20 protein-coding genes are annotated in these 25241 nt (G+C 38.3%); 19 read left to right on the top strand and 1 reads right to left on the bottom strand.

All coding sequences use genetic code 11. The features are described from left to right. Positions 1 to 12 precede the first annotated feature (12 nt). The 16 genes from yfmF to queA all read left to right on the top strand — a co-directional run bounded on the left by yfmF (position 13) and on the right by queA (position 18519). Complete coding sequence (yfmF, locus tag BW721_RS03950; RefSeq protein WP_076766328.1) at positions 13 to 1281, top strand: EF-P 5-aminopentanol modification-associated protein YfmF; 1269 nt, start codon at positions 13 to 15, stop codon at positions 1279 to 1281. Then, on the top strand, positions 1274 to 2569 hold the full coding sequence (gene yfmH / locus BW721_RS03945; protein ID WP_076766326.1) for an EF-P 5-aminopentanol modification-associated protein YfmH: 1296 nt from the start codon (positions 1274 to 1276) through the stop codon (positions 2567 to 2569). The genes yfmF and yfmH overlap by 8 nt, the downstream gene beginning before the upstream one ends. A gap of 1 nt (position 2570) precedes the next feature. Next, on the top strand, positions 2571 to 3296 hold the full coding sequence (gene ymfI, locus BW721_RS03940; RefSeq protein ID WP_076766324.1) for an elongation factor P 5-aminopentanone reductase: 726 nt from the start codon (positions 2571 to 2573) through the stop codon (positions 3294 to 3296). 89 nt (positions 3297 to 3385) lie between these two features. Continuing rightward, positions 3386 to 4285, top strand: a complete 900-nt coding sequence (locus BW721_RS03935; protein ID WP_076766322.1) for a helix-turn-helix domain-containing protein — start codon at positions 3386 to 3388, stop codon at positions 4283 to 4285. 27 nt (positions 4286 to 4312) lie between these two features. Beyond that, positions 4313 to 4897 (top strand): CDP-diacylglycerol--glycerol-3-phosphate 3-phosphatidyltransferase, encoded by a 585-nt coding sequence (gene pgsA, locus BW721_RS03930; RefSeq protein WP_076766320.1) that lies wholly within the window; start codon positions 4313 to 4315, stop codon positions 4895 to 4897. Between the two features lie 119 nt (positions 4898 to 5016). Then, entirely contained in the window at positions 5017 to 6261 is a 1245-nt protein-coding gene (locus BW721_RS03925) for a competence/damage-inducible protein A (RefSeq protein ID WP_076766318.1), read from the top strand. A gap of 106 nt (positions 6262 to 6367) precedes the next feature. Next, on the top strand, positions 6368 to 7423 hold the full coding sequence (recA, locus tag BW721_RS03920) for a recombinase RecA (protein ID WP_076766316.1): 1056 nt from the start codon (positions 6368 to 6370) through the stop codon (positions 7421 to 7423). Between the two features lie 193 nt (positions 7424 to 7616). Next, entirely contained in the window at positions 7617 to 9176 is a 1560-nt protein-coding gene (gene rny, locus BW721_RS03915) for a ribonuclease Y (protein WP_076766314.1), read from the top strand. A 330-nt stretch (positions 9177 to 9506) separates the two neighbouring features. Continuing rightward, on the top strand, positions 9507 to 10310 hold the full coding sequence (locus BW721_RS03910) for a TIGR00282 family metallophosphoesterase (protein ID WP_076766312.1): 804 nt from the start codon (positions 9507 to 9509) through the stop codon (positions 10308 to 10310). Between the two features lie 3 nt (positions 10311 to 10313). Next, positions 10314 to 10682: a YlbF family regulator gene (locus BW721_RS03905; protein ID WP_076766310.1), complete on the top strand. Its 369-nt coding sequence runs from the start codon at positions 10314 to 10316 to the stop codon at positions 10680 to 10682. A 26-nt stretch (positions 10683 to 10708) separates the two neighbouring features. After that, on the top strand, positions 10709 to 13270 hold the full coding sequence (mutS, locus tag BW721_RS03900) for a DNA mismatch repair protein MutS (protein ID WP_076766308.1): 2562 nt from the start codon (positions 10709 to 10711) through the stop codon (positions 13268 to 13270). Between the two features lie 11 nt (positions 13271 to 13281). Continuing rightward, entirely contained in the window at positions 13282 to 15207 is a 1926-nt protein-coding gene (mutL, locus tag BW721_RS03895; protein ID WP_076766306.1) for a DNA mismatch repair endonuclease MutL, read from the top strand. A 71-nt stretch (positions 15208 to 15278) separates the two neighbouring features. Then, the gene (gene msrB / locus BW721_RS03890) at positions 15279 to 15713 is read left to right on the top strand and encodes a peptide-methionine (R)-S-oxide reductase MsrB (RefSeq protein ID WP_076766304.1); all 435 of its coding nucleotides are present in this window, start codon (positions 15279 to 15281) and stop codon (positions 15711 to 15713) included. Positions 15714 to 15828: 115 nt separating this feature from the next. Next, positions 15829 to 16437: a Holliday junction branch migration protein RuvA gene (ruvA, locus tag BW721_RS03885; RefSeq protein ID WP_076766302.1), complete on the top strand. Its 609-nt coding sequence runs from the start codon at positions 15829 to 15831 to the stop codon at positions 16435 to 16437. Between the two features lie 18 nt (positions 16438 to 16455). Further along, positions 16456 to 17460, top strand: coding sequence for a Holliday junction branch migration DNA helicase RuvB (ruvB, locus tag BW721_RS03880; RefSeq protein ID WP_076766300.1), 1005 nt, complete (start codon positions 16456 to 16458; stop codon positions 17458 to 17460). 27 nt (positions 17461 to 17487) lie between these two features. Further along, entirely contained in the window at positions 17488 to 18519 is a 1032-nt protein-coding gene (queA, locus tag BW721_RS03875; protein WP_076766298.1) for a tRNA preQ1(34) S-adenosylmethionine ribosyltransferase-isomerase QueA, read from the top strand. Between the two features lie 55 nt (positions 18520 to 18574). Here the strand turns inward: queA and BW721_RS03870 are convergent, their stop codons facing one another. After that, positions 18575 to 18760, bottom strand: a complete 186-nt coding sequence (locus tag BW721_RS03870; protein WP_076766296.1) for a YjzD family protein — start codon at positions 18758 to 18760, stop codon at positions 18575 to 18577. A gap of 149 nt (positions 18761 to 18909) precedes the next feature. Between BW721_RS03870 and dnaE the strand changes: the two genes are divergently transcribed. The 3 genes from dnaE to pyk all read left to right on the top strand — a co-directional run bounded on the left by dnaE (position 18910) and on the right by pyk (position 25150). After that, positions 18910 to 22245, top strand: a complete 3336-nt coding sequence (gene dnaE / locus BW721_RS03865; RefSeq protein ID WP_076766294.1) for a DNA polymerase III subunit alpha — start codon at positions 18910 to 18912, stop codon at positions 22243 to 22245. A gap of 144 nt (positions 22246 to 22389) precedes the next feature. Next, positions 22390 to 23352 (top strand): 6-phosphofructokinase, encoded by a 963-nt coding sequence (pfkA, locus tag BW721_RS03860; protein WP_076766292.1) that lies wholly within the window; start codon positions 22390 to 22392, stop codon positions 23350 to 23352. Positions 23353 to 23392: 40 nt separating this feature from the next. Then, the gene (gene pyk, locus BW721_RS03855) at positions 23393 to 25150 is read left to right on the top strand and encodes a pyruvate kinase (RefSeq protein ID WP_076766290.1); all 1758 of its coding nucleotides are present in this window, start codon (positions 23393 to 23395) and stop codon (positions 25148 to 25150) included. The last annotated feature ends 91 nt before the right edge of the window (positions 25151 to 25241 follow it).

The following is a 25241-nucleotide window of genomic DNA, read 5'->3' as shown; positions in this document are numbered from 1 at the left end:
GGAAGTGAATACGTGGAATTAGCATTGGCAAAGGGCGTAAACGCCCATATTCAACAAACAAAAAAATTTAAAACGATAATCATTGAATACAAATTTAGAACAGCTTACCAAGCTGACCAGGCAACTGCTCGAACACTCTTAAAAAATATGATGGTAACGAATACTAAAACATATACGAGCCAAAAATTGATGGATCAACATATGTCTTGGTTGTATGGTGCTAGTCTAAGCTCAAGTTCCCAACGCTATGGCAGTCAACATGTTGTGACACTACGTTTGAAATTAGTAAATGATAAGTTTATCGGCGGTGATAACAGCTTATTGGAAGCTGCATTTGACTTTATGAGAGAGATTATTTTTAATCCTAACGTACAGAATCAAACCTTTCACGCAGAAACCTTCAACCGTGAGCGTTTAAATCTAAAGAACTACTTTGAATCTCTTGAAGAGAATAAATCTGCTTACGCTCGATACCGTTTGAATCAGTTATTATTTGAAGGGACAGATCAGATTCATCTAGGAATTGGAAATCCTGATTGTTTAGAACTGATAACTGAAGAGACTTTGTATCAGACATACTTAAATATGATTCAGCAAGATACAACAGATATTTTTGTATCTGGTGATGTTGATTACGACCGCATTAGCGCGATTTTACAGACTAACCCCTTTGAAGATCGTCAGGTCTCTGATTCCGCTATTTTCATTAGAAATAATGAAAAGAATGATGTTAATAAACAAGAAGAGGCATCCGATGTCAATCAAGGGAAGTTGTTATTTGGTTTCTCTTCAAATATTTATTTTGGACAAGACAATCATTATGCTGCAATGGTATTTAATGGTTTATTTGGTGGCTTTCCACACTCGAAATTGTTCCAAAATGTGCGTGAAAAAGAAAGTTTAGCCTATTCGGCATCCAGTTCATTAGATAACCTTCGTGGTAAGTTAGTCGTTAGTACTGGGATTGATTTTGCTAAGCGTGAGATGGTTGAAACCATTGTTCTAGAACAATTAGCAGATATGCAAAATGGTGATTTCAGTGATAGCTTAATCAATCAAACCAAAGAAATGCTAATTAACCATTATAAACAAAATGATGATAATCAAGGTCAAGCTCTAGCTAAAATTTATACGAGTGAGCTTCTGTTAAATCGCCAAATAGCTGAAGAAGAATGGATTGAAGCTTTAATGGCTGTAACGAAAGACGATATTATTTCTGTTGCCAAAAATATGAAACTGGAAGCAGTATTCTTTTTGAAAGGAGAGGAAGCAGATGCATAAAGTAGACTATCCTCTTTTAGATGAAACAGTTTATTATGAAACGTTAGATAATGGCTTACAAGTCATTTTGATTCCTAAGCCTCAATTCGCTAAAGTGTATGGGATTATGACAACTAATTTTGGTTCGATTGATAATCACTTTGTGCCGATTGGTTCAGATAAAGCAGTCGTTGTTCCAGATGGTGTTGCTCATTTCTTGGAGCATAAGTTATTCGAAGGGGAAGAACGCGATGCGTTTGAAGATTTTGCAGAATTAGGATCATCTGCTAATGCATTTACCTCGTTTACCCGTACTAGCTACTTATTTTCAGCGACAAGTAAAGCGGAAGAAAATATTGAAACATTACTGGATTTTGTTCAAAGTCCGCGTTTTACTTATGATGGTGTTGAGAAAGAGAAAGGGATTATCGAGCAAGAAATTAAAATGTATGATGACTTGCCCGATTGGCGGTTATTTTATGGTTTGCTGAAGAATCTGTATCCAAATCACCCACTATCTATTGATATTGCTGGGACGGTGGATAGTATTCAAAAAATTACACCTGAAATTTTGCAACAGTGCTATGAGACCTTTTATCACCCATCAAATATGAATATTGTTGTAATCGGTAATTTTGATCCTGAATCAGTGATTCAATTGATTCAAGATAACCAAAGTAAAAAAGAGTTTCCAAAAGAAGATCATATTATGCGCTTTTTACCAGCTGAAAAAATAAAAAGTATCCAATCACATACTGCCATCGAAATGGATGTGAAGCGATCAAAAGTAGCGATGGGCGTTAAAGGTATTCGTGCTGTTCCAGAGGGAAGCGAAGCCGATACCTATTATCTATTAGGCAACTTATTCATGGAATTATTGTTCGGCCGCGGTTCTCAAAACTACAATACGCTTTATGACGAAGGATTAATTGACGATAGTTTTGGCTACTCATTTAATACAGACCGTAGTTTTAATTTCATGTCAATTGAAACGGATACGGATCAACCTGAACTCATCATTGAGCGCTTAAAGGCGATTTTATTGAACTGGGAGAATGATGCTGACTTTAACGAAGATAGCTTTAATCTCTTGAAGCGCGCATTTATTGGTGAGCAGTTGCAAGCTTTTAATTCGTTGGAATATATTTCTAACCAATACGGTTCCTTGTACTTCTCTGGGATTGAAATGTTCGAGCGTATGGACCGAATTGAAGAAATTAAATTCAATGATATCAAGCAATTTGCACAAAAGTATATTAAAGAGCAACTTATTTCATCTTTTGTGATTCACCCTAAAAAGGAGCAGTAATATGAAATCAGCTTTAATAACAGGTGCGTCTGGCGATATTGGGAGTAGTATTGCCGAGAAGCTGGCAGCAGATGGGTGGTCTTTGTATCTTCACTACCACTCAAACCGAGATAAAGTCGCTCAGTTAGTCGAGCGTTTTACTGCCTTGTATCCGAAACAAGATTTTTTTCTTGTGCAAGCTAATCTAGAGTCACTGGATGCTGTGTCAGCACTAAAAAACCAGCTTTTTTCTTTGAATGCTATTGTATTTGCACACGGCATAACGGATTATGGTTTGCTTGATGAATTGACTGCAGATAAAATGGATCAATTATGGACTATGCATGTCAAATTACCAATCTTGATTACGCAAGCTTTCCAAAATAAAATTCATCAATCGAATGAAGGGCGAGTTGTATTTATCAGTTCTGTCTATGGTGAAATGGGGAGTAGTAATGAAGTTTTTTACAGCACTGTAAAAGGTGCTCAAAATGCATTTGTGAAAGCATACAGCAAAGAAGTGGCTTCATGGGGAATTACGGTTAATGCGGTTAGTCCAGGAGCAGTTGATACTCATATGAATCAGCACTACAGTGATGAGGAATTAACAGAGTTAATCGATTCTGTTCCTCTTGGGCGTTTAGCTCGACCAGATGAGATTAGCTTCTGGGTGGAACAAATTCTCAAGCCAAATAGTTCTTATATGACTGGGCAGATCATCACTGTAAGTGGTGGTTGGTTAAAGTAATAAAAAATTAAAAAGACAAGTGTCTGTTTGATATCATCAATAGCGATTATGTTATAATAGCTATTGAGTAGAGATAAGGTGGTGCATGTATGGATGAGAGAAATCATATTGGTGAAGAATTGAAGCAGGCAAGACTCACAAAAGGATACACTTTGGATGATGTTCAACAACTGACTAAAATTCAGAAACACTATTTAATCGCTATTGAAGAGAATAAATTAGAGGAATTACCGGGCGATTTTTTTGTAAAAGCCTTTATTAGGCAATACGCTGAAGTTTTAGGCATGACGATTAATGAAACAGAATTGCCAAAAACAAACACTGATGTCATCGCTACCCACTTAAACCAAAAAGAGACATCTGAAGTTCCTTTACCAAAACGAGCTGACTTAAAACGCTCTTCTAAAGAGACTGATTTTACCTATAGCAGTTCATCGCATAATAATTTACCAACGTTCCTGATGGTGCTGTTACTTATTTTGGTACTAGGGATGATTTGGTTTTATTTCTTCTTTATGCGTGATAACTCAAATGGTTCCGATGAGCCAGGAGGTATTATTAACCAAAGTGAATCGCTGTCTATCGAAAGTTTAAGTAGTGAACCAGCTAACGATGAAGATGAAACGGCGGTTGAGTCAAGCGAAGAAGATAATAATGATGAAACAGTTGTTAATCGAGACGAAACGGTTACTGACCGTGTGCAGTATCAAGCTGAAGGGCTAACGCTTCCCACACAGGCGCAAATAACCATTGATAGTAGTGGCAGTTCATGGGTGAGGGTCACCTTAGATGAGGCTGTTGTTTTTGAAGGAACAATTGCTGCAGGAAGTAGCCAAGAGATAGCTGTTGCAGAAGGAACAAAAGAAATGGCGATTAGAATCGGCTATTTGCCATCAACAACGGTATCAATTGATGGACAAGAAATTGAAAAGCCGGAAGATAGTCAAACGAATCAGACTCAAACCCTGTATATTAACTTTAATGAGTAGTCTGAATCAAAAGTTAGGAGAGAAAACGTGAACTTACCAAATAAACTTACTGTGGTTAGAATCTTTATGATTCCAATCTTTTTACTATTGTTATCCTTACCTTTAGAATGGGGTAATATTGAATTATGGGGCTCATCTGTCCCTCTTGCCCAATTAGTTGGGACTATTATTTTTGCAGTTGCAAGTTTTACAGACTGGCTGGATGGTTATATTGCCAGAAGAGATGGGTTAGTAACGAACTTTGGAAAATTTGCTGATCCTTTGGCAGATAAGATGCTCGTTGCAGCAGCTTTTATCGTTTTAGTTGAAAAAGGACTAGCACCTGCTTGGATAGTTAGTATCATTTTATGCCGAGAATTAGCGGTAACGGGTCTACGTCTTCTATTGGTAAAAGACGGCGAGGTTATGGCTGCTGCTTGGCCAGGTAAAATTAAAACGGTGACGCAAATGTTGGCTATTATCATGTTGTTTTTAGATGATTTTCCGCTAGCGATGACTGGGTTCCCAATTGGAACAGTCTTACTTTATATCTGCTTAATGTTTACTATTTATTCGGGAGCAGATTATTTTATTAAGAATAAGCACGTTTTTAAAGATTCCTTTAATCAATAATAATCAAATAAGAAGAAAACAGCAGAAATAGACGCTATAGTTAAAAAATAGTGAATTCTGCTGTTTTTTTAATGGAAAACGATCTTTTTTGCGGATATTAATAGTGAGGGAGCGATAGGATGATTGCAGAAATTATTTCGGTTGGAACAGAGTTATTATTAGGACAGATTGTTAATACGAATGCAGCCTTTATTGCGAGAGAACTAGCTGCTGTCGGTATTAACGCTTATCATCAGTCGGTTGTTGGTGATAACAGACAGAAGTTGATTGATGTCATTAAAATTGCGGAAGAGAGGAGCGACTTATTAATCTTTACAGGTGGTTTAGGCCCAACCCAAGATGATATAACGAAAGAAACAATTGCTAGTTATTTAAATGAGCCTTTAGCGCTTGATTCAGACGGCTTAGCTCACATTCGGAATTATTTTGAAAAAACGGGTCGAGAGATGACAGCTAACAATGAAAAACAAGCTGTTTACTTTAAGAATGGACTCGCTTTTAAAAATATGAACGGACATGCTTTAGGAAGTTACATCAAAAAAGAAGAAACAGCCTACGTTGTTTTGCCCGGCCCACCAAATGAATTGAAAGAAATGGTTCAATCAGAGCTGATGCCGTTTCTACTGGCAGAAATCAATAGCGATAGACACTATATTCTATCAAAAACACTTCGCTTTTATGGTATTGGTGAGTCAACATTAGCAAGTCGTCTTGCTCCCTTAATTGACGGACAAACCAATCCAACTTTGGCGCCTTATGCAGGTAGTCATGAAGTGTCGCTCAGAATTACTGCAAGTGGGAAAGATGCCGATGATTGCAATCAATTGCTTGAACAAATGGTGAAAGACGTATTGGTCAGTGTGGGTGACTATTACTACGGGGAAGGTGAACAGAACAGCTTAGCTAATGTTGTCGGTCAGTTGTTAACGAGTAAAGGGATGACCATTAGCGCTGCAGAAAGTTTGACGGGCGGCTTGTTTCAATCGACTCTCGTCTCTATTTCTAAAAGCAGTCAATTCTTCAAGGGTGGCATGGTTGCTTATGATGAAGCCATTAAACGGAATGGTTTAGGTATTTCCCAGCAATTGCTCGATGAACAGGGTACGGTAAGTGAAGCATGTGCCATTGCTATGTCGGAAGCTTGTCGTCAATTCTTTCAAACAGATATAGCTATTTCATTTACGGGTGTTGCTGGTCCAGATGATTTGGAAAATCAACCTGCTGGAACGGTCTGGATTGGCATTAGCCAAGCAGGAAAAGAGCCATTTGCAAAACAATATCGTTTTATGAAGGACCGAAATGGTAATCGTCAACATGCTGTGATGCAAGGGTTGGATTTAATTCGTCGGTTAGTAGCAGAATAAAACTAGCGAACGTTTGTTCACTTTTTGCTTGCTTTTTTGTTTGGAAAAGGATAAGATAAGAATGCGGAAAAGAAGAAACACTGAATACTCTTATGGAGGTTAAATCATGTCAACAAATAATGAAAATAGACAAAAAGCGCTCGATGAAGCGTTAAAGAAAATTGAACGTACTTACGGAAAAGGTTCTGTTATGAAAATGGGGGACAAGGTCGATACAGAAGTATCGACTGTACCGAGTGGATCATTAGCTGTAGATATTGCACTTGGTGTTGGTGGCTACCCACGTGGAAGAATTATTGAAATTTACGGACCAGAATCTTCTGGTAAAACAACCGTTTCTTTACATGCAATTGCAGAAGCACAGAAAAAGGGCGGCGTAGCAGCCTTTATTGATGCTGAGCATGCGCTTGATCCAAAGTACGCTCGTGCTATTGGTGTAAATGTGGATGAATTATTACTTTCTCAACCAGATACAGGAGAACAAGCACTCGAAATCGCAGATGCATTGATTTCATCTGGAGCGATTGATATTGTCGTGATTGACTCGGTAGCGGCTTTAGTACCACGTGCTGAAATTGAAGGTGAAATGGGAGATTCTCATATGGGTCTTCAAGCGCGTTTGATGTCTCAAGCATTGCGTAAACTATCTGGCTCAATTAACAAAACAAAAACTATTGCAATTTTCATCAATCAAATTCGTGAGAAAATTGGAATTATGTTTGGTAACCCAGAAACAACTCCGGGTGGACGTGCTTTGAAATTCTATTCAACCGTTCGTTTAGAAGTTCGTCGTGCAGAACAAATTAAAAACGGCGTAGATGTGATTGGTAACCGTACTAAAATCAAAGTTGTTAAAAATAAAGTAGCACCACCGTTTAAAGTTGCAGAAGTTGATATTATGTACGGGGAAGGTATTTCGATTATTGGAGAAATAGTTGATATGGCTTCAGACAAGGATATTATTAATAAGAGCGGATCTTGGTATTCATATAAGGATACCCGAATTGGTCAAGGTAGAGAAAATGCCAAAGCTTACCTAGTTGAAAATCCAGAAATCCGTGAAGAAATCGAGCGTAAGGTTCGTGCTGAATTCGGTATTGGTGATCCAGTCGTAGAGGAAGAGCCCGTAACTGGTCCAGTTGAATTGTTAGACGAAGAATAAGAATGTTGACAGACTCTGTTGTGAATCGATTTCACAACAGAGTCTATTTTTCTAATCTATCTATAATCTGATTGACAGTATGCCAAACAAAGTTTAAAATTGGTATATGTATAAGTAAGATACTTGTGCAGACATTAGAAAATATTTTTAAAAATTTTTTAACGACCAACTAAATAGATACGGAGGTGAATTTATGGGATTGATTGAAATTGCCTTCGCTATCATAGCTTTAATTATTGGTGTCGTTATCGGATACTTTTATCGGAAATCGAATCATGAAAAAGAGCTTGCCGGTGCAAGGAATACAGCAACCTCAATTTTGGAAGAAGCAGCAAAAGATGCTGAAACCATGAAAAAAGAGGCCATGTTGGAAGCGAAGGAAGAAAGCCATCAATACCGTTCAACAATTGAAGAAGAACTTCGAGAAAGAAGAAATGACGTACTCAAACAAGAAAATCGCATGATTCAAAAGGAAGAGAATTTGGATCGAAAAGAGAATACTTTATCCAAACGTGAAAAGACGATTGAGAATAAGGAAGAAAATCTTGCAAAGAGAAATCAAACATTAACTTCTGAAGAAAATCGAATTCAGACTATTATTGAAGAACAACAACAAGAGCTAGAAAGAATCGCTACCATGTCACGAGAAGATGCAAAAGCTATCATTATGAAGGAAACTGAGGAGCAGTTAACTTATGAACGAGCTGTCTTAGTTAAAGAGTCAGAACAACGTGCGAAAGATGAATCAGAACGTAAAGCTAAGAATATTATTTTACAAGCGATTCAACGTAGTTCAGCTGATCTTGTGTCTGAGGCAACTGTTACAGTTGTGACACTTCCAAACGATGATATGAAGGGTAGAATTATCGGACGAGAAGGACGTAATATTCGTACTTTAGAAACACTAACAGGGATTGATTTGATTATTGATGATACACCTGAAGCAGTCGTTCTAAGTGGATTTGATCCAATTCGTCGTGAAACTGCTAAGATTGCATTGGAACGTTTAATTCAAGATGGACGGATTCATCCGGCTAGAATTGAAGAAGCTGTTGATCGCGCCCGCAAAGAGATGGATGAACGCATTAGAGAAATCGGTGAACAAGCAACCTTTGAAGTTGGTATTCACTCATTACATCCTGACCTAATTAAGATTCTTGGAAGAATGTATTTCCGTACAAGCTACGGACAAAATGTTTTAAATCATAGTATTGAAGTTGCAAAATTAGCTGGTGTAATGGCTGGCGAATTAGGCGAAGACATTACGATGGCTAAGCGAGCAGGCTTGCTTCATGATATTGGTAAAGCGCTTGATCATGAAATTGAAGGATCACACGTTGAGATTGGTGCAGAAATTGCCCAACGCTACAAAGAAAATGCCATTGTTGTGAATGCGATTGCCTCTCACCATGGAGATGTTGAACCAACTAATATTATTTCTATTTTAGTTGCAGCAGCAGATGCGCTGTCAGCTGCCCGACCTGGAGCAAGAAGTGAATCACTTGAAAATTATATTCGCAGGCTGGAAAGATTAGAAGGAATTGCAAATGAATTTGACGGAGTTTCAAGTAGTTTTGCAATCCAAGCAGGACGAGAAATAAGAATTATGGTTAGCCCTGAGAATGTTGATGATTCTCATGCGATCTTATTAGCACGCGATATTAAAACAAAAATCGAAGAAGAGCTAGAATATCCGGGACACATCAAGGTTACGGTTATACGCGAAACCAGAGCAATAGAATATGCAAAATAATAATCCGAAAGCTAGGACAACTGTCCTGGCTTTTTTTTAGACTAGGGGATTATAAGTTCAGCCATCAATGTCTAGCTCCCAAGTCCTGCCCTACTGAAAAAAAGATAAATTTGCCCCATTGCGCGCTTCGCTGCTCGCTAACGCATATCATTCGACTAACCCGCTGAAGCGTGAAGTCTCCTGACAATTCAGGGACAAATTTCCTATTTTTTCATAGGCCAAGGCGGACTTGTCCGCTTTTCTTATATTGGGCGTTTACTTCTATGCAAAAAAACAAATTATTGTTAAGATAAAGCATAAGAGAAATGTAGAGATGAGGAAATTTAAATCATGAAAGTACTATTTATTGGAGATGTTGTAGGGTCTATTGGACGAAACATGCTATTGGAAAGTTTACCAATGTTGAAGCGGAAATATCGCCCTCAATTGACGATTGTTAACGGGGAAAATGCGGCATCAGGTCGTGGAATTACAGAAAAAATCTATAAGGAATTTTTGCAAGCAGGTGTAGATTTGGTTACTATGGGGAATCACACTTGGGATAACAGAGATATCTTCAATTTTATTGATAATGAGAAAGTAAAAATGATTCGTCCAGCTAATTTCCCTGAAGGAACGCCCGGTATTGGTTACAAAGTCATTAATATCAATCAAGAGAAAATCGCTGTTATAAATATGCAAGGGCGTGCACTAATGAATAGTTTAGATGATCCTTTTCGGAAAATGGACGCTATTTTAGATGAAGTCAGCAAAGAAACCTCTTGTATTTTTGTTGATTTTCATGCGGAAACAACCAGTGAAAAACAAGCGATGGGCTGGTATTTAGACGGTCGTGTGTCTGCTGTAGTGGGGACGCATACCCATGTTCAAACGAACGATGCACGTATTTTACCAAAAGGAACGGCTTATTTAACGGATGTTGGAATGACAGGTGCCTATGACAGTATTTTAGGTGTTGAACGTGACATTATTATTGAGAAGTTCTTAAGTCAATTGCCAGTTCGCCATGAAATTCCAGAGCAAGGCCGTAAATTATTGAGTGGTTGTTTTCTTGAGATTGATTCTTCAAATGGCCAAGCCATTCGGATTGAGAATATTGTAATTAACGATGATCGACCATTTGGGAGTGATTAACTAATGGAAAAACGACCAGAAATTGAGAAACAAGTTGATGAAGAATTGGACAAATTGATTGCACTTCTTCAAAAAAAAGAAGAAATTATTCGTTATCAGCAAATGGAAAAAGAAGTTCAAGAGAATGATTGGTTAGATGAACTTGTTGAGACTATTAAAGATAAGCAACGAGACTTGGTTAATTTCGAATATTACGAAAAACCAGAGGCCTATCAAGCGACATTGAAGGAGCTTGATCGATTAAATAAAGAATTAGACGAGAACATTACCGTAAAAGCTTACAAAGATTCCTTATGGGAGGCTAACGAAGTTGTTCAACTCTTGTTTAGCAAAATCGAAGCAGCTGCTAATAGTAGCACAGATACCAACTAGCAAGAGAATGTTATTGAGGTGGAAAAATGTCACAAAAAACAAAACAAACGCCAATGATGGAACAGTATTTTAAAATTAAAGAACAGCATCCAGATGCTTTTTTATTTTATCGCTTAGGGGATTTTTATGAGTTATTTCATGACGATGCGATTAAAGCAGCGAAAATTCTAGAAATTACCTTAACTAGTCGGAATAAAAATGCAGATGATCCTATTCCAATGTGCGGAGTTCCCTATCACTCATCGACTGAATATATTCGAACCTTAATTCATAATGGTTATAAAGTCGCTATTTGCGAGCAGATGGAGGATCCTAAAGCAACTAAAGGCATGGTTAGACGTGAGGTTGTCCAAGTCTTGACGCCAGGAACCTATATGGATGAAAAAGGTGGCAGTAGCAATAATTTTTTAGTTGCTATTGAAGAACGGTCTTCAAGCTATGCCTTAGCCTACGCTGATATTACGACGGGTGAATTACGAGTGACTTTATTAGACAATCAAGATGCAGTCTTAAACGAAATTCAAGCTTTGCAATCTAAAGAGGTCATCATTGTAGAAGGCAAGGGTTCTGCAATCGCGCCAGTTTTGAAACAACGCTTGGGTGTCTTAATTTCGTCTCATAAGAAAGTAGACCAGTCCGATAATTATGCTCATTTATTAGAGGATTTAACGGAAGTAGCTTGTCAAAGTGTTGTTAATCTCTTGTTAGATTATCTTGCAGTTACCCAAAAAAGAAGTTTAACGCACATCCAAACTGCTGTCCGTTATCAAGCTGATCAATATTTGAAAATGGATGCCTATGCTAGACGAAACTTAGAATTAACCTTATCTATTCGTGACCAGCAAAAAGCAGGAAGTTTACTTTGGCTGATGGATCAAACCAAAACGGCTATGGGTGGCAGACGATTGAAACAATGGCTAGAAAAACCATTGATCAACAAAACAGAAATCGAAAGCAGGCAAGAAAAGGTTGCTAGCTTACTTGACCATTATTTTGAGCGAATGGATATTAATGATGCCTTGTCATCGGTTTATGATCTAGAACGCTTAGTGGCTAAGGTATCCTTTGGGAATGTCAATGGTAGAGATTTAATTCAACTTAAAACATCTTTAGATCAACTACCGAAAATCAAACAACTGCTTGTTCAGGTTGATGAAGCAATCTGGCAGTCTACCTTAAGTAAAATTGCAGAAATGCCAGAATTAAGAGACTTGATTGATCAGGCAATTATGGAAGATTCTCCTCTTTTAATTACAGAAGGCAATGTTATTAAAGATGGCTATAATGATCAACTTGATTACTACCGTGATGCTATGGCTAATGGAAAAAAATGGATTGCAGCGCTTCAACAACAAGAAAGAGAACGCACTGGTATTAAAACCTTAAAAATCGGTTATAACCGGGTATTTGGTTACTACATTGAAGTATCAAAAGCCAATGTCCTAAATCTACCAGAAGGCTTATATGACCGTAAGCAGACCCTTACCAACGCTGAACGATTCATTACACCAGAGCTAAAGGAAAAAGAACGCATTATTTTAGAGGCAGAAGAAAAATCGGCTACGCTTGAATATGAGTTATTTATTGCTATTCGAGAAAAGGTAAAACACTATAGCGAAGACCTGCAACAATTAGCTAAGCAAATTTCAGAACTAGATGTCTTACAAAGCTTTGCCGAAATTAGCGAACGTTATCACTACAATAAACCGATTCTTTCAGCGACATCTAAACATATTCACATTACAGAAGGCCGTCATCCAGTCGTCGAGGAAGTTTTAGGAAAAGACCAATACGTTTCTAATAACCTGGAAATGACAAATGATAACAATATTCTGCTCGTAACAGGACCTAACATGTCTGGTAAAAGTACTTATATGCGTCAACTCGCGTTAATTGTGATTATGGCTCAAATGGGTTGTTATGTTCCTGCTGAGACAGCAGAATTACCCGTTTTTGACCAAATATTCACCCGTATTGGTGCAGCTGATGATCTGTATTCAGGTCAAAGTACCTTTATGGTGGAGATGGTTGAAACAAACCAAGCCCTCCAATTTGCGACAGAACGCAGTTTAATTTTATTTGATGAAATTGGTCGTGGAACAGCTACTTATGATGGGATGGCTTTGGCGGAAGCAATCCTGAAGCACTTGCACCGTCATGATAAGGGGAAAGTTTTGTTTTCAACTCATTATCATGAGTTGACGGCCTTAGAAGAAGAGTTAGCTGGTCTTCGTAATGTTCATGTCGGGGCCATCGAACAAGATGGCGAACTTGTCTTTCTTCATAAAATTATGAATGGCCCTGCAGATAAGAGTTACGGCCTTCATGTTGCTAAACTAGCAGGTATGCCAGAGTCGTTAATAACAGAAGCTGGAGAAATCTTGCATCGCTTAGAAACTGAAGCAAATCTGACAGGAAGCGTTGTTGAAGAAGACATTAGTCAGTTGTCTTTGTTTGGAGAACTTGAAGAAAACATTAATGAAAAGCAAGTTATGAAAGAAATGTCAGAGTTGCGATTAGAAAGCATGACACCGATGGATATCATGTATCAAGTCAATCAATGGAAAAAAATGCTGGATAAAAAATGAGGTGAACTGCCATGGCAACAATCAGAGAATTACCTGAACAATTAACGAATCAGATTGCAGCAGGAGAAGTCATTGAGCGACCTTCTTCTGTTGTAAAAGAGTTGGTTGAGAACGCCATTGATGCTAAGAGCAGCCAAATTGATATTTGGGTAGAAGAAGCTGGTTTAAAAAAGATTAAAGTGAGTGACAATGGCCAAGGCATTCATCCTGATGAAGTAGCATTAGCCTTTGAACGTCATGCGACCAGTAAAATCTATTCAAGAGAAGATCTCTTCCGTATCCACACATTAGGGTTTAGGGGTGAGGCACTACCAAGTATCGCCTCTGTTTCCAAAGTGACAGTAGAAACGGCGACAGAGCATTTACCTGGTAAACTGCTTAAAATTGAATGCGGAAAAATATTTGAAGACAAAACCTTTGGGAGTCCAAAGGGAACGGCTATTACGGTAGAGAGTCTTTTTTTTAATACGCCGGCACGCCTAAAATATATTCGTAGCCTTCAAACCGAATTGTCTAATATTACCGATATTATTAACCGCATATCGCTAAGCCATCCAGAAATTGCCTTTCGTCTTTACCATGATAACAACCAACTACTGAGAACAAGTGGTAACGGTGACCTCAAGCAAGCAATTGCCGGTGTTTATGGAACGAAGGTAGCCCGTAAAATGATTGAAGTTCAGGCTGAACAGCTAGATTTTCGTGTTTCTGGTTTGGTGACTATGCCAGAAATAACACGAGCGAGTCGAAATTATTTAACGATAATTTTAAATGGCCGTTATATCCGTAATTTTCTACTACAGAATGCCATTGTTGATGGCTTTGGCTCACGACTGATGGTAGGGCGGTTTCCAATTGCAGTTATTAATATTGAGACTGATCCACTGTTATTAGATGTGAATGTTCACCCCTCTAAAAAAGAGGTGCGTATCAGTAAAGAAAAAGAATTGGTGGCATTAATTATCTCTGCTATCCAAGAAGGGTTAAAAGATAAAACCTTTATTCCAAGTGGCTTTGAAAATGTTGATTTTAAACGACAACCGATTGAAGTGGAAGCTAAACATGAACAGACGCATATTCGTTTTGAAAATCCGATTGAGCCCATGGAAGCATCTTTTCAATCTGTTTTGAAACAGACAGATTACACAGATGAAGAAGTTGTTCAGGAAGATTTTACAGTCGAAGAGGCTAATCAAGCCATTAACCATACAGAAAATGAGTCGATAGATTGGATAGAGCCAAAAATGGAATATCAGCCAAAAATTGAGCCGACTTTTGTTCGTGAGAATCATAACGAAAAAAGTTTAAAGACCGCCGAGCGAACCTTGAAAGAAGAGCCTGTTCACCATTTTCCGGAGTTGTATTACTTTGGACAAATGCATGGCACCTATCTTTTTGCCCAGAATGAAACAGGGTTGTATATTGTTGATCAGCATGCTGCTCAAGAACGAATCAAATACGAATACTATAAAGAAGAAATCGCGAAGGTATCACGTGACTTACAAAGCTTGTTAGTTCCGATTACCATTGACTTAGCTTTGGATGACTATTTAAGAGTCAAAGAAAATCAAGAAAATCTCGAAGAAATAGGTATTTTTCTTGAGCCGTTTGGAAAACAGACCTTCTTATTAGACCGTCATCCAACTTGGTTTAAGGCCGGTCAAGAAGAAGCTATTTTGGATGATATTATCAGGATGGTTTTGGAAGATGGTCATTTATCAGTTAAAAAACTAAGAGAAGCAACGGCGATTATGATGAGTTGTAAACGATCCATCAAAGCTAATCACCATCTCAATGACCACGAAGCAAGGATCCTATTAGCTGATTTGTCTAAGACTACTAATCCTTATAATTGTCCGCATGGTCGACCTGTACTCATTCATTTTACCAATAATGACATGGAGAAAATGTTTAAACGTATTCAAGATCCGCACTGAAACAAAAAATTATGGTTTCTGCCTTTAATAAGGTAAAATAGAAACAGATTTTAAGATAAAGGATGATTAGGATGAAAGAATCAAAAGAAGAACTACGCAATCGTTTGACGCCTCTTCAATTTGAAGTAACCCAAAACGAAGCAACAGAGCGTCCGTTTACAGGTGAATACGACGATTTCTATCAAGAAGGAATTTATGTGGACGTGGTGAGTGGCGAACCATTGTTCAGTTCATTAGATAAATACGATGCAGGCTGTGGCTGGTCATCATTTTCAAAACCAATTGCTAAATTGGAAGAAAAAGAAGATACAAAACTATCTCGCGTTCGTACAGAAGTGAGAAGTAAAGAAGCTGATTCTCACCTTGGCCATGTTTTCGAGGATGGACCAGCTGAGATGGGTGGCTTGCGCTATTGTATCAACTCAGCAGCAATGCGTTTCGTAGCTGTACATGATTTAGAAAAAGAAGGATACAGCGATTACCTATCATTGTTTGAATCAAAATAATCAGCAAGAGATGAGATGAGTAAATCTCATCTTTTTTCTGTTTTAAACTGCCTTATTACGCCTATTATGGTAAGATGATAGTCAGGAATTTAATCCAGAAGGGATGTTAAACAGGATGTATGAATATATGTGTGGGACATTAGTTAGCGTTAAGCCGCTCTATATTGTCCTTGACGTTCAAGGAATTGGCTACCAAATTCAAGTTGCGAATCCTTTCCGCTTTACGTCGCTCTTAGACCAAGAAGTGATGGTATATATCCACCAAGCCGTTAGGGAAGATGCGATAACCTTATATGGTTTTAAAGAAGAATATGAAAAGCAATTATATCTAAAGTTGATTAGTGTGTCAGGGATTGGTCCGAAAAGTGGCTTGTCAATTCTAGCAAATGAAGATCATACTGGCTTAGTTCAAGCTATTGAAACAGAGCATGTCACTTATCTAACCAAGTTTCCAGGTGTGGGTAAGAAGACCGCATCACAAATTATTCTTGATTTAAAAGGGAAGTTAGACGATGTTTTAGTTGAAGTTGGTCAACTGCCGATTATACCGGTTGAAGAAACAACGCTCAATAAGCAACACCTTTCCGAAGCTATGGAAGCCTTAGTTGGTTTGGGTTATTCAGCTCGAGAAGTTAATAAAATTAAACCAAAACTGGAAGAGGCGGATGCGAAAGATACGGAAGAATTACTTCGGATGGCCTTTAAACTATTATTGAAGAACTAGAAAGGGGGCAGGCGGCTAATGACAGATGAACGCATGTTATCTGCCGATATTGAAGACTGGAACGAAGAAGCGGTAGAAGAATCACTTAGACCGCAACAAATTAGTCAATATATCGGTCAGAAAAAAGTAGTTGATGAAGTCAATATTTATATCCAAGCAGCCAAGCATCGTAACGAAGCGTTAGACCATGTGTTACTTTATGGACCGCCTGGGCTAGGTAAAACAACATTAGCTGGTGTCATCGCTAATGAAATGGGTGTTCATATGCATACAACAAGTGGACCTGCCATTGAAAAACCTGGTGACTTAATGGTGTTGTTAAACGAATTAAATCCAGGGGATGTCTTATTTATTGATGAAATCCATCGTCTGCCGAGGATTGTTGAAGAAATCCTGTATTCGGCTATGGAAGATTACTTTGTCGATATTATTATTGGTCAAGATGCGACTGCTAGACCTGTTCATTTTACCTTACCTCCTTTCACCTTAATTGGTGCGACAACCAAGGCTGGTAGTTTGTCGGCGCCGTTGCGGGCACGTTTTGGAATTGTTTTGAGAATGGATTATTATAATCATAGTGATTTAAAAGAGATTATTATTCGTTCTTCAAGCGTCTTAAAAACGGAGATTGAAGAAGATGGCGCGATTGAAATTGCCAGACGCTCAAGAGGAACACCCCGTATCGCTAATCGTCTCTTAAAACGGGTTCGCGATTTTTCTCAAGTTTATGAGGATGGCATGATTACAGCTAAGGTTGCAGAAAAAGGATTAACCTTGCTAAGAGTGGATAAAGAAGGACTGGATGCAACCGACCGCAGGATTTTAACCACTATGATTGATTTTTATGGTGGCGGCCCGGTTGGTTTAGCTTCAATTGCGGCTACAATTGGTGAGGATAGAGAAACCATTGAGGATATGTATGAACCCTATCTCTTGCAAATTGGTTTCTTGCAACGGACACAACGTGGTAGAATGGTCACTGCGGCAGCCTATGATCATTTAGGCTACACTTATGATAAATAAAGACAGCTAGAAAAGAATAGAGGAATAATGTTGAAAACAAGTGATTTTGATTTTTATCTACCTGAGGAACTAATTGCTCAAACACCTTTAGAGAATAGAACAGCATCTCGTTTATTGAAGCTGGATTCTTCAGCTAACCAACTAGAAGATAAGCACTTCTATGATGTAATTGATGAATTTGAAGCAGGCGATGTTCTCGTTTTAAATAATACTCGTGTTTTACCAGCTCGTTTACATGGTGTGAAACCTGATACAGGAGGGCACTTAGAAGTATTGTTATTAAACAATGAAGAGGGAGACCGGTGGGAAACGCTCGTTAAGCCAGCCAAAAAGGCTAAAATCGGAACAAAGATTTCATTTGGTGATGGGATGTTAACTGCTGAAGTTGTGGGTGAAAAAGACCACGGTGGACGCATCATTGAATTTAGCTATGAAGGAATCTTCTTAGAAGTATTGGAGAGTTTAGGAGAAATGCCTTTACCACCATATATTAAAGAACGTTTAGATGATCCGGATCGTTACCAAACTGTTTATGCCAAAGAGAATGGCTCAGCAGCAGCTCCAACAGCAGGTTTGCATTTTACTCAAGAGCTATTAGCTAAAATTGAAGCAAAAGGCGTTAAAGTTGCGTACTTAACCTTGCATGTTGGTTTAGGTACCTTTAGACCTGTTTCTGCTGATGATTTGAGTGAGCATGAAATGCATTCAGAATTTTATTCATTGCCTCAAGAAACCGCAGATTTATTAAATGAAGCTAAAGCAAAGGGTGGTCGAATTATTGCTGTCGGAACAACATCTATTCGGACACTTGAAACGGTCGGTACAAAATTTAACGGTGAGATTAAGGCAGATAGTGATTGGACGAGTATTTTTATCGCGCCTGGCTATCAATTTAAGGTTGTAGATGCTTTTATTACAAATTTCCATTTACCAAAATCAACACTCGTTATGCTAGTCAGTGCATTTGCTGGCAGAGAGACTGTTCTGAATGCCTATGCGCATGCCGTTAAAGAACGTTACCGTTTCTTTAGTTTTGGCGATGCCATGTTTGTTAAATAATAACAGCAAAAATCCCCCTCCAGATTATCTGAAGGGGGATTTTAATGGTTAATCATTATGCTTTTTTAGACTCTGCCGTTTTCGGAAAAGCGCTTGTTAATAGGAATACGATGACAGCAACAGCAATTCCCATAACAGATGCGTGAACAAAGTTATAAGAATTTGTTTCCAAAGCGCCGCCAATATAGAAAGCAACTTGCCCTAAAATAAATCCCCAAAATAAACACACAACAAATTTCATCTTTTTGCACCTTCTCTCGTTTCTTATTTTAGCACTTATTTTAAAGATGACAAGTTTTTATCCGATGAAAGTGACAAGATGATGCTGCTTTTTACCTACATCAAAGCTAGGAAATACGATATAATACAAGAAGAGGAAGGAGGGTTACGATGACATTCGTACAACTTCAAGTAATCAGTTCATATACATTGCTCCAAAGTACAACGAGGCTTTCTGACCTTGTTTATGCTGCTAAAGAACGGGGCTACAAAGCGCTAGCTTTAACTGATCATAATGTTTTGTATGGTCAAGTTGACTTTTACAAATTATGTGAAAAAGCTGGTATCCAGCCTATCATTGGCATTCAATTAGATGTCAAAGGCTTTGTCATGACAGAGAGACGTTTTCCAATGGTCTTGCTGGCTAAGGATTACAAAGGCTATCAACGGTTGATGCAATTATCCACCCTTCGTAGTCAAGAAGATGATCAGTTGCTTCAAAATGAAATAGAAAAAGGGTTAAATCATTTAATCGCTATAACTGCAGGAGATAAGAGCGAAGTTGCAGCGCTGTTAGCTGATGGCAATATCCAACAGGCCAAATCGGTTAGTCTTTTTTGGAAGAATTTAGTAACAGAAGGGGACTTTTATTTAGGGGTTCACGCATACAGACAAATGACCCGACTGATTCGACCGCTTCAACAATTGAGTCAAGAAATGACTGTTCCACTCGTCGCCTTAAATGAAGTCTCCTATTTGAATTCAGATGACCAGTTTAGCTGTCAAGTCTTACAAGCCATTTCGAATAATGAACAAATCGATACCCAATCGGTAGAGATGAGCGGAGAACGTTATTTGACAACGGCTGAAGAGGCTTATCACCGCTTTTTAAACATGGATTTAAAAGAAGCGGCAGATGAAACGGAACGAATTGCCCGTAAGATTAATATCCAAATCCCACTAAATCAATCCTTATTACCTAAGTATCCGGTCCCAAAAGGTGTATCAAGTTCTGATTATCTGAAACGACTCTGCATGGAAGGATTAGAAGCACGGGTAGCCGAGCCAGACAGTCGTTACCAAGAGCGACTCCTTTATGAGTTAGAAGTCATTCATGAAATGGGCTTTGATGATTATTTTTTAATTGTATGGGATGTGATGGCCTATGCAAGACAAGTCAATATTTTACCTGGCGCTGGTCGTGGATCAGCAGCGGGCTCTCTCGTTGCTTATGTACTCAGCATTACCCATGTTGATCCGATTGCCTTTAATTTATTGTTTGAGCGTTTTTTAAACAGAGAACGCTACAATATGCCTGATATTGATTTAGATTTTCCTGATAACCGTCGTGACGATGTATTGCGTTATGTAAAGAAAAAATACGGCAGTGACCATGTTGCTCAAATTATTACCTTTGGAACATTGGCTGCTAAAATGTCAATTAGAGATACAGCTAGAGTGTTTGGGTTGACGCCTAAAGAAGCAGGCGAGTGGTCGAATGCGATACCTAGTCAATTAGGTATTCGATTAAAGGATGCTTATAAGCAATCTCGAAAATTGCAGCAACTCGTTGAAAAAGACCCTCGTAACCAGCTGTTGTTTGAAACAGCTGTTAAAATTGAAGGCGTACCGAGACATTTTTCGACTCATGCTGCCGGTGTTGTGATTAGTGATCGCCCGCTGGTTGATATTATTCCCTTGCAACTCAGAGAAAATGATCTGTCTCTAACCCAATACCCAATGGGGAATGTAGAAGAAATCGGTTTATTAAAGATGGATTTTTTAGGCTTGAAAAACTTAAGTATATTAGACGAGAGTATTCAGCTAGCGAAAGAAGTTAATGGGTCATCCTTAGACATCTTTGCGATCCCCGTCAATGATCCTGAAACAATGGCTTTATTTAGAAGAAGTGACACAAATGGTGTATTTCAGTTTGAATCAGCAGGAATTAAAAACGTGTTGCGTAAATTAGGACCAGAAAACCTAGAAGATTTAGTTGCTGTTAATGCCCTCTATCGTCCAGGTCCAATGGAGCAGATCGATACGTTTATCAGTCGAAAAAAAGGACAGCAGAAGATTGATTATTTGCATCCAGATTTAGAACCTATCTTAGAAGTTACATATGGCATTATGGTTTATCAAGAACAAGTCATGCAAGTTGCCTCTACCTTGGCTGGTTTCACACTGGGAGAAGCAGATATTTTAAGACGAGCGATTGGTAAAAAAGAAAAAGCGATTCTAGATAGAGAAAAGAAACATTTTGTAGACGGTGCAGTCTCTAAAGGCTATCCTTATCAAACTGCAGAGGAAATCTACCACTACATTGAACGTTTTGCTAATTATGGCTTCAACCGCTCGCATTCAGTGGCTTATTCCTACATAGCCTATCAAATGGCTTATATGAAAACACACTACCCAGCTGCTTTTTTTGCAGCATTATTAAATTCAGCAAACCCACATTCAGATAAGATGAATAGCTACTTATTAGACGTTATTAAACGCGCGATTAAGCTGACTTATCCTGATATTAATAAAAGTGATTGGCATTACACGGTTGATGGCGACACCATTCGAATGGGTCTAAGTGCGATTAAGAGCTTGAGAAGGGATTTTATCAGTCATATTATTTATGAGCGCCAGCAACACGGACCCTACCAAGATTTTATTCAGTTTTTAAGACGATTACCTGAAAAGTGGTTAAAGGACGATCTGATTGAGGCACTCATTTATAGTGGCGTCTTTGATTCCTTTGGTCATACAAGAGCAAGCTTACTAGCTTCTTTACCGGGAATGCTGTCAAGTATTGCTTATAGTGGTAATAATATTGATTTAATCCAAGTGTTAGAACCGCGCTATGTTGAGAAGGAAGAAAAAACAGAAGAGGAACTAGCGCAATATGAAGAGCAATATTTGGGTTACTCGCTCATGCCGCATCCTATTGAGGCTTACGCCTCTCTATATAAGGACGATAACCGTGCTTATATAGCGGAGTTGACTGAAGGGAAGGCGGTTCGAACGATGGGATTAATTCGTGAGGTGAAACGAATTAAAACTAAAAAGGGTGATCCAATGGCCTTTGTTACTCTGACTGACACAACCGGACAACTCAGTCTCATTTTGTTTCCGGAGCAATATGTTCGCTTTATTCGGTTGTTAAAAGAAGGCATGCTTGTTGTTGTTGGAGGAAAGTATGAATCTAAACGATCCGATAATCAATCGTCTCTGATTGTTCAGAATATGGAGGAGTTGACACATTATATTGCTCAACAGCCAAAAAAGAAGAAGCGTTGCTTCATTCTGTTATCTGATGCTATTTATTACGACCAACAATTTCAAGAAATTAGACAATTATTAAAGGATTACCCAGGTGATTGCCAAGTGGTTATTGTAGACAAGGTTAATAGTCGCAATATTTTGTTAGACGAATCTTACAATATTGATGATGAGTCGGATGTTATTGGGAAACTTGTCACAATTATGGGTGAAGACCGTGTGGTATTACAATAGACAAGGATATTGACTTCTTTAGTGGTACCGATAACAAGATTTTTAAGAAAAGCAAATACAAGTGAGACTTTTAATGAAAACAATGGTAAGATAATATGGGAATATTAAAAAAAGTTTTTCTCAATTTTTGATGGGGTGAATGAATTGAAACGAATTGCAGTTTTAACAAGTGGTGGAGATGCACCAGGAATGAACGCTGCCATTAGAGCAGTTGTCAGAAAAGGGATTTATGATGGATTGGAAGTATACGGTATTAACTATGGTTATGCTGGTATGGTTGCTGGAGATATTCGCCGGTTAACAGTTGATGATGTTGGGGACACTATCAGCCGTGGTGGTACTGTTTTATATTCAGCACGTTATCCAGAGTTTGCTAATATCGAAGGACAACAAAAAGGTATTGAACAACTTAAAAAATTTGGTATTGATGGCTTAATCGTTATCGGTGGAGATGGGTCTTACCGTGGTGGTGCTGCTTTAACTAAATTAGGTTTTCCAACTATTGGAATCCCAGGTACGATTGACAATGATATTGCTGGAACAGACTACACACTAGGATTTGATACTGCTATTAATACTGTTCTAGATTCTGTTGATAAAATCAGAGATACTGCAACAAGTCATGTTCGCACGTTTATTATTGAAGTAATGGGACGTAATGCAGGCGATATCGCTTTATGGACTGGTATCGGTAGTGGTGCAGAAAGTATCGTTATCCCTGAAGTCGAATTCAATATGGATGAAATTGTTAACGAAATCGAAGAAGGAAGACGTCGTGGTAAGAAACACACGATTATTCTTTTGGCTGAAGGCGTTATGAACGGGAATGCTTTTGCTGCTGAACTTGAAAAACATAAAAACTATCATACACGTGTAACTGTTTTAGGACACGTTCAAAGAGGGGGCTCTCCTTCTGCTCGAGATCGAGTTTTAGGTAGTTTATTCGGCTATAATGCGGTACAATTATTAGAGGAAGGTAAAGGTGGAATCTGTGTCGGTATTCGAGGTACAGAGATTGTATTCAATGATATTATTGAAACACTAGAAACCAAGCGTCACGTTCCGTACCTTTCGTTATATCAAATCAATAAGGAAATTTCATTCTAATTTTCTTAATTTTATTAAATACAGAAGAGGAGATTTATACATGAAGAAAACAAAGATTGTATGTACGATCGGACCAGCTAGTGAATCGGTTGAGACACTAGTTCAATTAATTGAAGCGGGGATGAACGTATGTCGCCTTAACTTCTCACATGGTGACCACGATGAGCATTTAGCTCGTATTAAAAATATTCGTGAAGCATCAAAAATTACAGGGAAAATGGTTGCTATTCTTTTAGATACAAAAGGACCAGAAATCCGTACTCATAACATGAAAGATGGTATTGTATCACTTGTAAGTGGTGAAACAGTTCGTATTTCAATGACAGAAGTTGAAGGAACAAAAGAGAAATTCTCAATTTCTTATGAAGGTTTAATCAATGACGTTGTTGTTGGAAACCATATCCTTTTAGATGACGGTTTAGTTGACTTAGAAGTAACAGATCTTGATACTGCAAATGGTGAGATTGTTACAGTTGTTAAAAACTCAGGAATCCTAAAAAATAAAAAAGGTGTTAACGTACCTGGTGTTTCTACAAACCTACCTGGTATCACTGATAAAGATGCGGCTGACATTATCTTCGGTATCGAACACGATGTTGACTATATTGCTGCTTCATTTGTACGTCGTGCAAGCGATGTTCTTGCAATTTCTGAAATTTTAGAAAAACATGACGCAACTAACATTCAAATTATTCCTAAGATTGAAAACCAAGAAGGTATCGATAATATCGACGAAATCTTGAAAGTTTCTCATGGTTTAATGGTTGCACGTGGAGACTTAGGTGTTGAAATCCCAACAGAAGAAGTTCCTATTGCACAAAAAATGTTGATTGAAAAATGTAACCGTCTAGGCAAACCAGTTATTACAGCAACTCAAATGCTAGACTCAATGCAACGCAACCCACGTCCAACACGTGCGGAAGCTGGAGACGTGGCTAACGCAATCTTCGATGGAACAGATGCAGTTATGCTTTCTGGTGAAACAGCTGCAGGGGACTACCCAGTAGAAGCTGTAACAACAATGGCAACAATCGCAATTCGTGCTGAAGAAGCTCGCGTTGGTCAAGATGCCTTTGCATTGAAAGCTTACTCAAAAACAGATATGGCTGAAGCAATCGGCCAATCAGTAGGACACACTGCTAAAAACTTAAACATCCAAACAATCGTTGCGGCGACTGAATCAGGACATACAGCACGTATGATTTCTAAATACCGTCCTAAAGCACACATTGTTGCGGTAACATTCTCAGAAAGCCAAGCACGTAAATTGGCTTTATCTTATGGTGTTTACCCATATGTTTCTAAAAAACCATCTACAACAGATGAAATGATGGACTTAGCAGCAATCGTTGCTAAAAACAATGGCTACGCTAAAGAAGGCGACCTAATCATCATTACTGCTGGTGTACCAGTTGGTGAACGTGGAACAACAAACTTGATGAAGATCCAATTAATTGGTTCGAAATTGCAAAATGGCCAAGGGATTGGCGAAGAAGCAGTTGTTGGTAGAGCAGTTGTTGCAACTTCAGCAGAAGAAGCAATTAAAAATGCTACAGAAGACTGTGTATTAGTTGTGAAATCAACTGACAAAGACTATATGCCAGCTATTGAAAAAGCAAGCGCACTTGTTGTTGAAGCAGGTGGATTAACAAGCCATGCAGCAGTCGTAGGAATCGCTCAAGGTATTCCTGTTGTTGTAGGTGCTGAAAACATTACATCATTAGTTGAAAATGGTGAAGTGATTACAGTTGATTCTCGTCGTGGTATTATCTACCGTGGCGCAACAACAGCAATCTAATTATTAAAGCAAAAAGGAAAACATTTCGATGTTTTCCTTTTTTTGTTTATATCTTGCGTTTTCTTAGTATTTTCTCATCGGTTATTTGGTA

Origin of the sequence: Jeotgalibaca sp. PTS2502 (assembly GCF_001975685.1) — a bacterium.
Taxonomy (GTDB): Bacteria; Bacillota; Bacilli; order Lactobacillales; family Aerococcaceae; genus Jeotgalibaca; species Jeotgalibaca arthritidis.
The sequence above is the reverse complement of the archived record's forward strand: the minus strand, read 5'-3'. Positions and strand labels throughout refer to the sequence as shown.

Excerpts from the sequence above, each read along its gene's own strand:
- mutS (WP_076766308.1), top strand. The coding sequence starts at position 10,709 with ATGTCACAAAAAACAAAACAAACGCCAATGATGGAACAGTATTTTAAA.
- yfmH (WP_076766326.1), top strand. The coding sequence starts at position 1,274 with ATGCATAAAGTAGACTATCCTCTTTTAGATGAAACAGTTTATTATGAA.
- ruvA (WP_076766302.1), top strand. The coding sequence starts at position 15,829 with ATGTATGAATATATGTGTGGGACATTAGTTAGCGTTAAGCCGCTCTAT.
- rny (WP_076766314.1), top strand. The coding sequence starts at position 7,617 with ATGGGATTGATTGAAATTGCCTTCGCTATCATAGCTTTAATTATTGGT.
- BW721_RS03905 (WP_076766310.1), top strand. The coding sequence starts at position 10,314 with ATGGAAAAACGACCAGAAATTGAGAAACAAGTTGATGAAGAATTGGAC.
- msrB (WP_076766304.1), top strand. The coding sequence starts at position 15,279 with ATGAAAGAATCAAAAGAAGAACTACGCAATCGTTTGACGCCTCTTCAA.
- BW721_RS03925 (WP_076766318.1), top strand. The coding sequence starts at position 5,017 with ATGATTGCAGAAATTATTTCGGTTGGAACAGAGTTATTATTAGGACAG.
- ruvB (WP_076766300.1), top strand. The coding sequence starts at position 16,456 with ATGACAGATGAACGCATGTTATCTGCCGATATTGAAGACTGGAACGAA.
- BW721_RS03910 (WP_076766312.1), top strand. The coding sequence starts at position 9,507 with ATGAAAGTACTATTTATTGGAGATGTTGTAGGGTCTATTGGACGAAAC.
- dnaE (WP_076766294.1), top strand. The coding sequence starts at position 18,910 with ATGACATTCGTACAACTTCAAGTAATCAGTTCATATACATTGCTCCAA.
- mutL (WP_076766306.1), top strand. The coding sequence starts at position 13,282 with ATGGCAACAATCAGAGAATTACCTGAACAATTAACGAATCAGATTGCA.
- recA (WP_076766316.1), top strand. The coding sequence starts at position 6,368 with ATGTCAACAAATAATGAAAATAGACAAAAAGCGCTCGATGAAGCGTTA.
- BW721_RS03935 (WP_076766322.1), top strand. The coding sequence starts at position 3,386 with ATGGATGAGAGAAATCATATTGGTGAAGAATTGAAGCAGGCAAGACTC.
- BW721_RS03870 (WP_076766296.1), bottom strand. The coding sequence starts at position 18,760 with ATGAAATTTGTTGTGTGTTTATTTTGGGGATTTATTTTAGGGCAAGTT.
- pyk (WP_076766290.1), top strand. The coding sequence starts at position 23,393 with ATGAAGAAAACAAAGATTGTATGTACGATCGGACCAGCTAGTGAATCG.
- queA (WP_076766298.1), top strand. The coding sequence starts at position 17,488 with ATGTTGAAAACAAGTGATTTTGATTTTTATCTACCTGAGGAACTAATT.
- ymfI (WP_076766324.1), top strand. The coding sequence starts at position 2,571 with ATGAAATCAGCTTTAATAACAGGTGCGTCTGGCGATATTGGGAGTAGT.